Raw genomic sequence first — 15,154 nt, 5'->3', positions numbered from 1 at the left:
TTGCTTATACTATATTGACTCGTCTCTACACCTAAAGCTTGGGCTGCGTCTGTTAATAAATCTCCCATAGATAATGGATCAGTCCCAGCGAAACCTACTATTACGTGCCCTGTGACCGAATGCTTATACATTCCATATTGAAACCCCTCTTCTCATGAATAAACCTTTCCAAAGTATTTGTCGTATCCCGTAAACGACCCATTATAAACACCCGCTGCTATTCTCATAGGTATCAGAACTTTATGTTTTAAATACTGGAAATTAGAGTATGTCATTTTTGGATTGTAAAACTGCATTTTTCTCCAGTTAATAGAATCAATTTCGTCTGGTAAGTGGACCACCAAACAATGACCTTATAGTCAATTTAGCTTCATATAAAAAGCATCTCTCTACTACTTTTTTCCCCGTGTCTCTATCTAAACCATTCCGGTTTCTATTTTCCCCCGACGTCTATCTTTCTCGCCCTCTAAATCAACACTGGTTCTACCCGTAATACTACTTCCGGGCCCATCAGAATCTTCTGACAAATACAAAACCTGTCGGGTCAATAGATTTTAAAGGATTGTTCACTACATAAGAATAACGGTTAAAACTGTTCGTCACATAAGGAGCCTGAATCAGAGGGTCCGCACTCAAGAATCGCCCAAGCACTTCATCATACACCTGTCTACTCATATGGATTAGGCGACGTCTTCGATGTATTCGTGCCCGGTATAGCCCCGACTGGCTATCGCTTTTTGAATAACATCAGACGGATCACCTTATTCACGCCAAGAGATAGCTCTCTGTTTACCCCAGGTATCGTAACTTCGACACTCAACCACGGGTCCATAACTATCGGTTATCATATCGACTGAGTTCAGGCGTCGTAGTGCAGGTAACGAATCTGTTGTCTTTAAGCATTCATTTTAGCTCTAACAATATGCAACCTGAAATAATAAAGAACTCGCTTAGTGAAGCTTTAAGTATTGATGTCTTAAAGTAAGATAGCGTTAGTTGTATTAATTTCTTTTTGCCGAAATATATCTCTAAAAAGACAAGGCATATCTTTTTGCGGACTTTCTTTCTTTCAACCCTTTCATCTAAGAATCACTCTCATTATGATGCGTAGCAACAGGAACAAATCACAACTCATTCTATTTGGAGACAGGTAACTATGGCTCACTTTTCTTTAGCTTTTGGTACTGCAACTAAAAACAATGCAGGCAAAATTATTGAAGCATTTTTCCCAAACCCGGTACTAAACCCTTCTGAAGCAGTGGTTGCTGCACTGGCGAAAGTAACGGGTTACGAAGGTGGCAACCAGGCTATCGAAGTTTCAGCAGAAACAGCCGCAGAGCTGGCAACAGCATTTGCTGCTAACGCTGATGTTGCTAACGCATCTTTTGCTGAAAAAGCGGCAGCTTCTGAGCAGCCTCTTGTTCTGGTTATTCTTGAGTCTGATGAAAAGCCACAATCTGTTGCTGAAGGTTTCCTGAAGCTGCAACTTATCTCTAACCGTCTGGTTAAGCCTCACGGTACTGTTCTTGATGGTATCTTTGGTCTTCTACACAACATCGCATGGACAAACGAAGGTCCAATCGATCTTCCTGAGCTGGCAGATCGTCAGATTGAAGCTCGTCTTGCTGGTCGCGTTCTAACTGTCGATTGCGTAGACAAGTTCCCTAAAATGGTGGACTACGTGGTTCCTGCTGGTGTTCGTATTGCAGATACTTCTCGCGTTCGTCTTGGTGCTCACGTTGGTGAAGGCACAACGGTGATGCATGAAGGCTTTATCAACTTCAATGCGGGTACAACGGGTGTAAGCATGGTTGAAGGCCGCATCTCTGCTGGTGTTGTTGTTGGTGACGGTTCTGACATCGGCGGTGGTGCATCTATCATGGGTACGCTATCTGGTGGTGGTACTGTGGTTGTTTCGATTGGTGAAAACAGCTTGCTTGGCGCGAATGCCGGCCTTGGCTTCCCAATGGGTGACCGTTGTACTATCGAATCTGGCCTATATGTAACAGCAGGTTCAAAAGTAAGCATGCTTGACTCAACTGGTCAGGAAGTAGAAGTAGTTAAGGCTCGTGACCTTGCTGGCAAACCGGATCTTCTATTCCGTCGCAATTCTGTAACAGGCAAAATTGAATGTCTGACCAACAAATCTGCGGTAGAACTGAACAGCGAGCTACACAGCAACAACTAATTGAGTTCGATATAGCACTCATACTAAACCGGTGATTTTTCACCGGTTTTTTGTTTCTTTCGATATATCTGATATAGCCTACAGTAATAGGACATTTTGCTACTATAAATTGCTCCGCGAATCAGCGTCTTTGGCACTCTCCAGCGGATTATCTCAATTCAATGACATTATTTATAGTAGGCGAACACTTTGAAAAACATATCAATAGTCGCAGCTACAACTGCAATGACACTGCTATCCCCAGCAGCATTAAGCGCCCCTGAACAACCTAAGTTAGTCCTGCAGATTACCGTAGATGCACTGCGTGGTGATCTTCTGAATCGCTATAAGCATAATTTCGGTGATGACGGCTTCCGATACTTAATGGATGAAGGCACTTACTACACCAATGCTCACTATCAGCACGGCAATACTGAAACAATCGTAGGGCATGCATCTTTGGCAACAGGTGCTCCACCATCTGTGCACGGTATGGTTGGGAATGTATGGTACGACAGAACGGAAGAGCGCATCGTTTACAACGTCGAAGATGGTGATTATCACATCCTGACTGCGGGTGCTGATGTTGATAAGAGCACCGAGATTGATCCGACACAAGCCGCAGCAAAAAATGATGGGCGCTCTCCGATTCCAATTATGAGCTCCACCTTCAGTGATGAGCTCGCCTTTGCAACAGGGGGGAAAGCTAAGGTATTTGGTGTATCAGTCAAAGATCGCGGAGCCATCTCTTTAGCTGGGCATGCAGGTAAGGCCTACTGGTTCTCTAAAGCGGCATCTCAGTTTGTCACTAGTAACTACTACTATGATCAATACCCTCAATGGGTAAATGACTGGAACGCGCAGGCTTATCCTTCCCGCTATGGCAAACAACGCTGGGAGCTCTCGCTTCCTCGTGAAGAATATACGCTTTCCGAAAAAGAAGTAGAGCACAAAGTCGATTTGGGTGGATTTGCCCGAACATTCCCGCACCCATACGGGCCTGCGAGCTACAAATACTTTGGTACCATGCTCACTATCAGCCCGGCTGGTGATGAACTCACCGCAGAATTTGCGACAGAATTACTTAAGCAAGAACAATTGGGGCAGGATGAGGTAACCGACTATCTGGCGGTTAGCTTCTCCTCCAACGACTATGTGGTTCATATGTACGGTCCTTCCAGCCTTGAAACAGAAGATAACCTGATTCGCCTGGACAGAACCCTTGCTAAGCTTTTCAAAGAAATTGATGAGCAGGTTGGTCTGAAGAACACGTTAATCGTACTTTCTGCCGACCACGGTGCACCCGAAGCGTCACCAGTAGCAAAAACGCTGGGGCTATCGAGAGCACAGTATTTCAATAAAGATAGTCTGTTTAAATCAGGCTTGAATGAACGTTTGAAGTCAGAATTTGGTGTTGGTAAAGAGCTGATTCGTCTGTATGCACAACCGTATATCTACCTGAACCATGATGTCATTCAAAAGAATAAACTCGACCTTAACAAAGTACAGCACGTGGTGGCTGATGAAGTAGCCAAAGTCAATGGCGTTGCCTACGCAGTACCTACGGTCGATGTTCAAAACAACAGTGTTCCGGATCACCGTGTGATGAGGTTAATTAAGAACAATTATCACCCGAAACGCTCCGGTGATGTTTATCTGGTGTTTGAGAACCTGAACTACATCAGCGATCTGGATGGGCTGCCTATCGCTTCCACTCACGGTTCACCATGGCGTTACGACACTCACGTGCCAATTATCTTTAAGGGTAAAGGCATTGATGATCAGGTGATTTCAAAACCTGTTACTCCATACGATATCGCACCAACGCTATCCAACATATTGGGTATCACTCAGCCAAGTGGTGCTGTGGGTCAGGTTCTGCCTGAAGTGACTCAACGATAAACCGTTCTCCCTCTGATTCTTTGTCAGAGGGAGGCTTACCTTGTTTCCTATTCCCTCCTCCAATGCTCTGTTTCTCAATTTCACGCTTTTTATCTTTAGAAAAATAAGCAACTCTTTATAGAATGAACGAAGTTTTACCAGCCTAAGCTAAAGACATTCGGAACGAATATGATTTTAGAGCACCAACTTGCCCAACAGATCGTTGATCGCACCATGAACATTATCGGTAACAACATCAACGTAATGAACCATGCAGGTATTATTATCGGCAGCGGTGATGCGCACCGAATCGGGCATTTACACGATGGTGCTCTATTAGCAATAAAACATGGGGATACTGTTGAGCTTTCTGAAGAAACCTGTCAGACATTAAAAGGCGCTAAGCCCGGGATCAATCTTTTACTTAAAAATCAGGGGAATGTCATTGGTGTCGTTGGTATCACTGGCGACCCTGATACCATCCGCAGTTATGCCAATCTGGTTAAGATGACCGCAGAGATGATTGTGGAACAAGCCGCTCTGACAGAACAACTGCAATGGGACAAACGCCACAAAGAAGAGTTTATTACCGCCTGGATAAGTAACAACTTAAATGAGGCAGAATTGCACAACTGGGCTTCCCGATTGAACATCGATTTGAATAAGCCAAGAGTTGCAACGGTTATCGAGTTCCTATCTGGCAGCCGGGATGTAAGTCTTCAAGATATAAGGCAAGTTGTTGATATTTTAGAATATCCATACAGGGACAACCTTGTTGCGGTTGTTTCCATGAACGAAGTTGTTGTACTAAAGCCATACAAAAAAGAAGATGTAGAAGGGTTCAGACAGTCAGAAAGCGAGAGAATTGATAAGCTTATCGAGCGTTTACATGCCAGCGGCATTTTCGACGTTCATGTCGGGCTTGGAAAATATTTTGCTGAACCTAAGAAGATCCACCTGTCCTACCAAAGTGCCAAACAGGTCATTCAGTTTGGTAAAAAAAACATGCCTGACAGTAACAAGCATCTCTTTGATTCCAATCAGTTACCGGTATTGTTATCCCCTCTGGCGAACAACTGGCAAGGTGAACAATTATGTGAACCAATTGTTAAATTAAACGCAAACGATAAATCCGGCCAACTGATAAAAACATTAATTACACTATTTAAGTGTGACGGCAATCTTAAAAAATGTGCTAACTCACTGTTTATACATAGAAACACACTTAGATACCGCCTTAACAAAGTCGAAGAGATCACAAAAATATCACCTCATACCTTCGCCGGCCTGGTAGAGCTGTATATAGCGATCCAGATCAACAAATCCAGTTAGTTTTTGTTCATATGAACAAAAATGAAGTTATTTTACACAAAAAATTTTGTTTACTCGCCCGAAGGAATTCCACTCTGACCCATAGATAATAGTTATAGAATTTGTACCAAAATCACAAAACAAATTCACAAGAGTTATGGCTGCCACTTTTTTAGCAGCCTGCTCATAACTATAACGGAGTGAAACATGAGTCTTATATTGATTTTATTGGGTGTCATAGCGTTTATCGTTCTCGCCACGACAAAATTTAAATTACATCCTTTCCTGGCGCTAATAGTGGCCGCCTTTCTGGCTGCATTTGCTTACGGCCTACCTTCCGCAACTATCGCTAAAACTATTGCCGGCGGCTTTGGTGGTATTCTAGGTTACATCGGTCTTGTTATCGTACTCGGTACTATCATCGGTATCATTCTCGAAAAGAGTGGTGCCGCAATCACCATGGCAGACACAGTAATCAAAGTTCTTGGTGACCGCTTCCCTACGCTAACCATGAGCATCATCGGTTACATCGTATCGGTTCCTGTATTCTGTGACTCAGGTTACGTAATCCTGAACTCTCTAAAAGAGTCTCTGGCTAAACGTCTGAAGACTTCCAGTGTTGCGATGAGTGTTGCTTTAGCAACAGGTTTGTATGCGACTCATACTTTTGTTCCACCAACACCAGGTCCAATTGCAGCAGCAGGTAACCTTGGCCTTGAATCTAACCTTGGCCTAGTGATTGCTGTCGGTGTATTCGTTGGTGCTGTTGCAGCTTTGGCTGGTATGCTTTGGGCGAACCGCTTTAAAGACGTTGACCCTGACAACGTAGAAAATGAAGAAGAACTACACCAGGACTGGAAAGAGCTTAAAGCGGCTTATGGCGAGCTTCCAACGGCAAGCCAGGCGTTCGCTCCTATCTTCGTTCCAATCCTACTAATCTGTTTTGGTTCAATCGCTAAATTCCCAAGTGCACCACTGGGCGAAGGTGCTCTGTTCGATGTGCTTGTTTTCCTTGGCCAGCCTCTGACAGCTCTAATTATCGGCCTGTTCCTATCTATTCGTTTGCTTAAGTCTGAAAACAAGGTTGCTGAGTTCAGTGAGCGTATCAGCCAGGGCATCACATCTGCGGCTCCTATCCTGCTAATCACAGGTGCCGGTGGTGCGTTCGGTGCAGTACTAAAAGCAACACCACTGGGCGAATACCTGGGTGCAACACTGTCGGCTCTTGGTGTAGGTATCTTTATGCCATTTATCGTAGCAGCAGCACTTAAGTCTGCACAAGGTTCTTCAACCGTTGCACTTGTAACCACATCTGCTCTTGTTGCTCCAATGCTGGCTCAGCTTGGCCTTGACTCTGAAATGGGTCGTGTCCTGACTGTTATGGCTATCGGTGCTGGTGCAATGACAGTATCTCACGCAAACGACAGCTTCTTCTGGGTTGTATCTCAGTTCAGCCGTATGAGTGTTAGCCTCGCATACCGCGCTCAAACAATGGCAACACTTGTACAGGGTATTACAGCGATGACACTGGTTTATATCCTTAGCCTGGTACTTCTGTAAGAAGTCGTTATTCACAAATAAGGTTATTACAAATATGAAAGTAGTTATCGCCCCCGATTCATTCAAAGAGAGCTTAACAGCGAAAGAAGTGTGTCAGGCAGTAGAAACTGGTCTGAAAAGAGTTTGGCAGGACGCGGAGTTTGTTCATGTACCCGTTGCAGACGGTGGCGAAGGTACGGTTCAGTCACTGGTTGATGCAACCGATGGAAAGTTGGTAGAACTTTCTGTTACTGGTCCTCTAAATACTCCTGTAGATGCGTTTTACGGAATACTTGGCGACAACGCCACAGCGGTCATTGAGATGGCAGCAGCAAGTGGTCTTCACCATGTACCGTCTGACAAGCGGGATCCTAAGCTAACTACCAGCCTGGGAACCGGAGAGTTAATTAAGCACGCTCTGGATAGCGGTATAACCAAACTGATTATTGGCCTTGGAGGAAGTGCTACCAATGATGGTGGTATCGGGATGCTTACCGCTTTGGGGGCGAAGTTTCTTGATAGCGAAGGAAATCAGGTGACACCAAACGGAGCAGGGCTTGCCCAAATCCGTGATATTAATGTCGATGAGCTGGATAGTAGATTGCAACAAACCAACATTCTGGTTGCCTGTGACGTTGATAATCCACTTTGTGGTGAACACGGTGCCTCGGCCACATTTGGTCCTCAGAAAGGGGCTACGTCTAACGATGTTGTCTACCTGGATCAGGGGCTAAAACACTACGGAGCGAAGGTCATGCTTCAACTTGGCAAAGAAGTGGTCAATGTTCCGGGAGCGGGTGCTGCCGGTGGTATGGGTGCCGCTCTTATCGGGTTTACTTCAGCAAGACTAAAAGCGGGTATCGATATTGTTGTTGAAACCGTTCAGCTAAGTGAACGCATCGAGGGTGCTGATTTGGTCATTACTGGTGAGGGTCGAATTGACTGGCAGACTGTACATGGGAAAACACCTATGGGTGTCGCCCGTGAAGCGAAAAAGCACTCAGTGCCTGTGATAGCCATGTCCGGCTGCGTTGGTGAAAACTATCAGGCGGTTTATGACATAGGTATTGAAGCGGTATTTGCTGCAGTCCCAAGGGCGATGGATCTTCCAACTGCTTTTGCTGAGTCAGGCATCAACCTTGCAAATCTGGCTGAGAACGTTGCACGAATCTGGTCAATAAATAAATAGTTTCTCCGCAACCCCTGGCCTAGTTAGGCCGAAAGCAATAAGCGTCAGTGTTAAACAATACTGACGCTTATTTATTTCTAACGTACTGTTTTTCATACCTCCAACCTATATACTGGTTAGCATGCTTTTTGGAGGAGTGAGCACGTGGCAAAGGATCTGTTTCGAAATTTAAATCTGAACTTACTGAAAACTTTTCAGATAATTTATCAGGAATGTAATCTTCAGAAAGCTTCTGTCCGCCTTAATGTATCGCCACCCGCCCTGACTAAATCTTTAAACAACCTTAGAGATCATTTTGATGATCAGTTGTTTGTAAAAGTACCCTCTGGCCTGTCTCCCACTCCATTTGCTGAAAAGCTACACGATAATATACTCCCGCTGCTGGACAGCCTTGCATTCAACATAAATGCTCTGCGCGAGTTCGATCCTTCCGTTCTTCATGGTGAGTTTTCAATAGCAGTCTCTCCCTTTCTGTTACAAGCAATCGGGAAAGACCTGTTTACTGAAATAAACAAGCAAGCACCTGATCTGGAACTGCATCTGGTGAACTGGTCGAAGACATCCATCGAAGATATTCAAAATGGTAATATCCGGTTTGGGGTGAACTATGAGTTACCGGACACTCCAAAAGAGATAGTCACAAAGAAAGTCGCCCATGATCAGTTCCGGCTCTATATGAGAAAAGAGCATCCCTTATTTGAGCAAGGAACTACCCTTGAGAATATTGCTGAGTTCCAAATAGCAACCTTGATCGCTGCTGACTGGAATATCCAACGCTCCCATGCCAGCAGAATTATCGAACAAGAACTATCAGGAGTAACGCCTAAGATCGTTTTTCGCTCGGAACTGCCATCAGCTATTATTGAAGTTATCTCTGACTCCGACATTATTTTTCCGTCCAGCCAGTACTTCCATCTTGAGCGACACCCTCAGCTTTCTGCCGCTGACTTTTACGTACCAAAAGAGTCCTTTCAGTTTGATATCTCCATATTCTTCCACTACAAAAATCGACAAGATCCGGTTTTGAAGTGGCTCTCTGGTATCGTGAAGCGAGTCTTTACCGAACACAGCGCGTATTAACTTCTAGTTAATACGCACATTCCAACAATCGAATAGAGCCTACTCATACAAATAGATAATATTTTCCCATATCAGGAGCACTAGCAACGACTGATGGCTTAGTTACTACTTATTAATCTATTTACGAGTACGGAAAATGAAAAAAACAATTATCGCAATCTCAGTGATCTCTTCACTTTCTTTTAATGCACTGGCACAAAAAGTGGATGTTGCAGCTGCAAATTTTGAAACAGAAAAGCTGATCACAGAACAAATGGTATCAATCGATGCTTCTGTTCAAGCGGCCCTAGATGCTCTTTACTCAGATGCACAAATTGGTGATGTAGTTGCTTATGAATATGTAGCCTACGAGAAACAATCTAATGGTACATGGGCGGTTATCGGCGGTACTTCAGCTGCACTGGTTGCAGGCCTACTAAGTACAAATTCAAGCAGCACGAGTGGTGATGAGCTACCGGTTTTTCCTAGCATTTCTAATCCAATAGAGACTACACCGGGCGATCAATTACCAACCCATCCTATCCCAGATAACGACTTGCCTGTAGCAGATGGTGGTATGAATAAACATCATGTTCAGGTTAACGACAACGAAATTATCGTCAACGGCAAAACTGCAGGCACATTCACCAATGACAATGGTAAAGTCACTATTCATACCGCTACGCAAGATCGATACGATATCTATGTTCTGGATTTAGGTAACGGCAACATCCGAATCAAAGGTCAGGACTTCCACATCAACGAACATGGTGTCATCGGCAAAGGCCATATCTTTGATACACCCAATAATGATTTACCTGTAGTAGATGGCGGTATTGAAAAACATCATATTCAAATCACTGATATAGACAGTGAAAGAAATACGGCTTTGATAAAAGTAAATGGTGAAGTGATCGGCTCGATGGATTACAAAGATGGCCAGTTGTTCATGTACACCAAAGATGGAATACAGCAATACGAAACTGAGATCATCTCTCATGATCGATTAGACAATACTTTCGCTAAGGTCGGAGAGACCTGGGTGATGGTTAACCAGGAAGGTGTCGTCACCAGAATAGATAGAAAAAAAGCGGAAAGTGCCGTGAAAAATCTAGACAGAAGCAAGATTCAAAATATTGATCAAAATAATCTACAGCGTGCTCGAACTGTGATTAACCAACGAATAAACGGTTAAACAACTTCCCCTATATCAGGCCCCTTTGGATAGGGGCTTTCTCCTGCAAGGAATGCACCACTTAAAGTGCAGTAATTATGTGGCGACTCCTTTTACTTACGCTTCTATCTATCCCTGCGTCAGCGAACGATATTATTGAAAGTATTGAAAAATTCACCAATATTTTTGGTATTAGCTTTTCCCAAAACAATGGAAACACCGTAGCAACACTGGATGCGAATTATTACCTAAGTGACGAGTTCCGAGTTTTCGGAGATATCGATACGGACTTAAGCTGGGAAGTGGGTACTGGCTACTCGATTTATTCAGGTATGACCTATTACACTGAAAATACAATCAAAATAAGCGAACACAAGATTTCCACTGGTATCTTTGGGGCAAAAATACTCCACGAAGACTGGACACTCATAGGGGATATCCACTACAACCACAAGCTTTCAACTGAGAGCTGTTTGAATGAATGGTGTTGGGAAAACCAGCGTGCTAATACCTTCGAATACAGCGCTGGCTTTATATGGAGCCCGGTTAATCAAATCGATTGGATCTATAAATTTAATCAGGAACTTAGCACAAAGAACAACCGATACGTCTTACCTAATATTCCTGTTGAAGGCACTAAAACAAACTTTAGGTATCACGAACTTGTGGCAGCTTTTAATCTGAGTTATCTCCGCCCTTCTATCACCTATACCCACTTTGAAGATCGCGAAGACAGTATAGAGTTCGGGCTAAGTTTCGATTTTTAGTTGAGATTTATAGCAATTCATGTAACGTTTACACTAATTTTAATCCTTAATAATCAATAAGTTAAAAACAAAAATTCATTTATGAGAACTATTTCATTGAAAAAAATTACACAAAGCGTTTAATTAGGAGCATTAGAAGTAGATAGCTCATAAGCTGGTGTAAAGAATGGCAACCATAAAAGACGTAGCAAGAGAAGCTGGCGTATCAGTGGCAACTGTGTCACGAGTGATTAATAAATCCCCTAAAGCAAGTGCGACATCCATTGAGTCTGTACAAAAAGCGATGAAAAAGCTCGGTTACAGACCAAATGCTAATGCCCGCGCACTGGTAAACCAAAGTACAAACACTGTCGGTGTACTTGTTGCGGATGTATCTGACCCATTCTTCGGCACCATGGTCAAGGCGATCGACAACATCGCTCAGGCACACGGAAAACATATACTTATCTGTAACGGTTACCACGACCAGAGAGATGAGAAAGAAGCGATCGAGCTTCTGATAAACAGCCGCTGTGAATCACTGATAATCCATTCGAAAGCTCTTTCTGATGAAACCATTATTGAATATGCCAATGAGGTAAAGGGATTAGTTGTTATTAACCGCCATATCCCTGAGCTTGCTGATCGTTGTATCTCTCTGGACAACCGCAAAGGTTCATACCTTGCGACCGAGTTCTTGATCCGTCATGGACATAAGAAAATTGCACATATCGCATCTCAACACCAAATTGAGGATGCCGATGAGCGTATCGAAGGTTATCTGTCAGCGATGCGTGATAATGGCCTTGATGCACCAAAAAGCTTTATTGAGTACGGTGAACCAAACAGTGAAGGTGGTGAAATTGCCGCAACAAACCTGTTAACTAAATCAGTGCCGTTTACTGCTGTTGTTGCCTATAACGACTACATGGCGGCCGGTGCAATATCTGTGTTTGAAGAAAATGGCATCAAAGTGCCACAGGAGATGTCGATTGTCGGATTCGATGATGGATTAATTGCAAAATACGTACATCCTAAGCTGACGACGATTCGCTACCCAATCCAGTTAATGGCTGAAAAAGCAGCAAGACTCTCTTTAGAGCTTGCGCAGGGTAACGAAACTGAGCAGGAAGCGAACCGTTTCTCTCCAACCATCGTTAGACGGATGTCGGTAGAAAAACAGTAAAATTGCACCTATCAAGAATTGATAAAACTGTCATATATCAAACTAGTTGAACGAAAGGGTGCTAATATTTTAAGCAGATTTGAGTTTGGCTAGGTTTAGATTATGAAAAAAGAACAAGCAGCAAAGCTTTTCCATGGTGAAGAAGGCTTAAACTGTATTCAGGCAGTTCTAAAGGCATTTCAACCTGAATCGGGAATGACAGACCTTACTATTAAATCCGCTCAGGTTGCCGGTGGTGGCAGAGCAAAAGGTGGGGTTTGTGGTGCACTTTATGCGGTAGAGATGGTATTGGGAGAAAGCGAAGCCAACAATAACGTCATCGACGGTTTTGTAAAAGAGACTGGCTCTTCACTCTGTCAGGACATAAAAACAACCGAGTGCAAGTGCCGGGAATATGTCAAAAAGGCAACAGAGCTTGCTGAAAAACATGTTGTCGCCATCGACAAAAACGATCCTGACTACATCTTTGATCGAAAGATCCGCGAAGTGGATATGTTACTAAAACCCTGATTCAGATGTACTAGATCGTGTGTATTCGTTCAGAAAATGATATTAAAAAGCCCTTCGGAGTTAATCTCAGAAGGGCTTTTCTATTTACCTATACACCTAATTAACAAGGTACCAATTTAACCTGTCATCAAGTTAAAACAGCATCAAAACTCAAATTGATAATCGGTGGTATAACTATATTTCTCTCCAGGCCTTAGCACACAACTCGCCTGTGGCCACTCTGGATGATTTGGAGAATCTGGCAAAAACTGAGTTTCAAGTGCAACACCAGAATAGTCCGGATACTCTCCTCCAACTCGATTCGGAGTCCCACCAAGCCAGTTACCCGTATAGAGCTGAATAGCTGGTTTCGTGGTATAAACCTTCATTTTCAGGCTGTCATCAGACAAAGAAACGATTGCTGCTGCCCCTGCCAAGTCACGCTTTGGATTAAGCAAAAATGAGTGATCATAACCTTTCGCATTCTTTTGCTGCTCATCGGCTAAAAGATCGGTAGCAATTGCCTTCGGATTACGAAAATCAAAGCTGGTACTCTCGACAGATTCAAGCTCACCAAGGGGTACACCTACTTCATTGGTTGGCAGGTAGTGCAATGCATCAATTTCTACAATGTGCTCTTTGCAGTTGTTTCCTGTATCCGTACCAAGCAGATTGAAATAGGCATGGTTGGTCAGGTTTACGGGTGTGGGCGCATCGGTTTCAGCGTCATAACAGATTGAAACCCTATTATCTTCCGTCAGCTTGTAGATTACTGATGTTTTGACTTCTCCAGGAAAACCTTGGTCTCCATCTGGAGAAATGTGGCTAAAACGAACAGAGTCATCTGTTTGCTCGCTAATATCCCAGCGCTTTCTGTTAAACCCATCAGGACCACCATGCAGTGTATTGCCTGCCTGATTGGTCTCTACCTGATACTGATTGCCATCAATCTCAAACTGTCCCTTAGCGATACGGTTGGCATAACGACCAACAGAAACACCCATATAGGAAGCTTGACGGTTAAAATCAGCCATTGTAGAAACACCGAGAAGCACTTCGCGTTCTTCCCCGGCAACCGGTACCTTACAGCTGAGCCACGTTGCTCCAATATCCATAAAGGTCACACTCATTCCTGAGGTATTTTTCAGTGTGACCAAAATAGCAGGACGACCATCAAAGGTCGCCTCGCTTGTCATCGTCTTTTCTAACGATTCTGTTTTTTCTAATGTGTCAGCCATGACGTTCCTTTAGCTTAAAGTACTTCGGCTAAGCCAGCTCCATCCTTCGCCTGACACACATAGATTGACTCTTTAAGGCCAGTTTTTGCTTCGTATTTAGCTTCAACTGTAGCTTTAATATCATCCACATACGCAGGTGGAACAAGAGCGACAATACAGCCACCAAAACCACCACCTGTCATACGTACACCACCTTTGTCGCCAACAACCTCTTTAACAACGTCAACCAGGTAGTCGATCTCTTTTACTGTGATTTCAAAGTCATCGCGCATAGAAGCATGAGACTGAGCCATCAACTCACCCATACGCTTCATATCACCGGCAATCAATGCTTTTGCCGCTTCTTCAGTACGGTCATTTTCAGTAATCACATGGCGGGCACGTTTTGCCACAACAGGATCTAGTTCGTTAACCTTAGCATTAAACTCATCAATAGAAACATCTCGTAACGCTTTTACATTAAATATTTGCGCAGCTTGCTCACACTGTTCACGGCGAGTGTTGTACTCACTATCAACCAGCCCACGTTTTTTGTTTGAGTTGATGATCACAACCGCCATGTCTTCAGGCATAGAAACCGCTGTCGTTTCCAGTGAACGACAATCAATTAGCAGCGCGTGGCTCTCTTTACCTTCAGCAGAAATCAGCTGATCCATGATGCCGCAGTTACAGCCTACAAATTCATTCTCTGCTTGCTGGCCATTCAGTGCGATTTCAGCCTGACTGATCTCAAGGTTATAAAGCTCTTTGAAAGTCTGTCCGATAACCACTTCCAAAGCAGCAGAAGAACTCAGGCCGGCACCCTGTGGCACGTTACCACTTACAGAAAGGTCAACTCCTTTGAACTCAAAACCGCGAGCGCGAAGGAATTTCACAACACCACGAATGTAGTTTGCCCACATCTTGTCTTGTTGAAATTCAATCTCTTTTGTTAAGTCAAACTCGTCAGTTGCGTTACCATAGTCAACGGAAACAACACGTACAATGTTGTCATCACGTTTTGCAGCAGCCACCACTGTCTGATAATTGATTGCACAAGGAAGTACGAAACCATCGTTATAATCAGTGTGTTCGCCAATCAGGTTTACGCGACCAGGAGCCTGAATAAGGTGAGTCGCTTCATACCCTAAAACGGAGCTAAATGCCTGTTTAACGCTAGTGGATAAAGTTGTCAT

The 15,154-nt window shown here is 43.8% G+C and carries 13 protein-coding genes; 10 read left to right on the top strand and 3 right to left on the bottom strand.

Annotated features, from left to right (window positions below; all coding sequences use genetic code 11):
* Window positions 1-510: 510 nt before the first annotated feature.
* Window positions 511-675: an RHS repeat-associated core domain-containing protein gene (locus SNR28_RS13185; protein ID WP_375753006.1), complete on the bottom strand. Its 165-nt coding sequence runs from the start codon at window positions 673-675 to the stop codon at window positions 511-513.
* 481 nt (window positions 676-1,156) lie between these two features.
* Between SNR28_RS13185 and dapD the strand changes: the two genes are divergently transcribed.
* From dapD to SNR28_RS13135, 10 genes are all read left to right on the top strand, one after another.
* Complete coding sequence (dapD, locus tag SNR28_RS13180) at window positions 1,157-2,188, top strand: 2,3,4,5-tetrahydropyridine-2,6-dicarboxylate N-succinyltransferase (RefSeq protein ID WP_375753005.1); 1,032 nt, start codon at window positions 1,157-1,159, stop codon at window positions 2,186-2,188.
* Window positions 2,189-2,413: 225 nt separating this feature from the next.
* Complete coding sequence (locus SNR28_RS13175) at window positions 2,414-4,069, top strand: alkaline phosphatase family protein (protein WP_375754079.1); 1,656 nt, start codon at window positions 2,414-2,416, stop codon at window positions 4,067-4,069.
* A gap of 168 nt (window positions 4,070-4,237) precedes the next feature.
* Window positions 4,238-5,380, top strand: coding sequence for a sugar diacid recognition domain-containing protein (locus tag SNR28_RS13170; protein ID WP_375753004.1), 1,143 nt, complete (start codon window positions 4,238-4,240; stop codon window positions 5,378-5,380).
* Window positions 5,381-5,566: 186 nt separating this feature from the next.
* Window positions 5,567-6,919, top strand: a complete 1,353-nt coding sequence (locus SNR28_RS13165; RefSeq protein ID WP_375753002.1) for a GntP family permease — start codon at window positions 5,567-5,569, stop codon at window positions 6,917-6,919.
* Between the two features lie 34 nt (window positions 6,920-6,953).
* Entirely contained in the window at window positions 6,954-8,087 is a 1,134-nt protein-coding gene (locus SNR28_RS13160) for a glycerate kinase (protein WP_375753001.1), read from the top strand.
* Window positions 8,088-8,231: 144 nt separating this feature from the next.
* Window positions 8,232-9,167 carry a LysR family transcriptional regulator gene (locus SNR28_RS13155; protein ID WP_375752999.1) on the top strand — a complete coding sequence of 312 codons (936 nt, stop codon included), beginning with the start codon at window positions 8,232-8,234 and terminating at the stop codon, window positions 9,165-9,167.
* A 136-nt stretch (window positions 9,168-9,303) separates the two neighbouring features.
* Window positions 9,304-10,341, top strand: a complete 1,038-nt coding sequence (locus tag SNR28_RS13150; RefSeq protein WP_375752998.1) for a hypothetical protein — start codon at window positions 9,304-9,306, stop codon at window positions 10,339-10,341.
* Between the two features lie 77 nt (window positions 10,342-10,418).
* A complete protein-coding gene (locus SNR28_RS13145; RefSeq protein WP_375752996.1) occupies window positions 10,419-11,087 on the top strand; it encodes a hypothetical protein in 669 nt (222 codons plus the stop codon).
* A 166-nt stretch (window positions 11,088-11,253) separates the two neighbouring features.
* Window positions 11,254-12,252, top strand: a complete 999-nt coding sequence (locus tag SNR28_RS13140; protein WP_375752994.1) for a substrate-binding domain-containing protein — start codon at window positions 11,254-11,256, stop codon at window positions 12,250-12,252.
* 102 nt (window positions 12,253-12,354) lie between these two features.
* Complete coding sequence (locus SNR28_RS13135) at window positions 12,355-12,762, top strand: C-GCAxxG-C-C family (seleno)protein (RefSeq protein WP_375752993.1); 408 nt, start codon at window positions 12,355-12,357, stop codon at window positions 12,760-12,762.
* 143 nt (window positions 12,763-12,905) lie between these two features.
* On the opposite strand, the gene galM is transcribed toward SNR28_RS13135, so the two are convergent.
* Complete coding sequence (gene galM / locus SNR28_RS13130) at window positions 12,906-13,979, bottom strand: galactose-1-epimerase (RefSeq protein ID WP_375752992.1); 1,074 nt, start codon at window positions 13,977-13,979, stop codon at window positions 12,906-12,908.
* A 14-nt stretch (window positions 13,980-13,993) separates the two neighbouring features.
* Window positions 13,994-15,154, bottom strand: coding sequence for a galactokinase (gene galK, locus SNR28_RS13125; RefSeq protein ID WP_375752991.1), 1,161 nt, complete (start codon window positions 15,152-15,154; stop codon window positions 13,994-13,996).

It is taken from the genome of Vibrio iocasae (genome assembly GCF_042245395.1).
Taxonomy (GTDB): domain Bacteria; phylum Pseudomonadota; class Gammaproteobacteria; order Enterobacterales; family Vibrionaceae; genus Vibrio; species Vibrio iocasae.
This window is presented reverse-complemented; position numbering and strand designations above follow the sequence as displayed.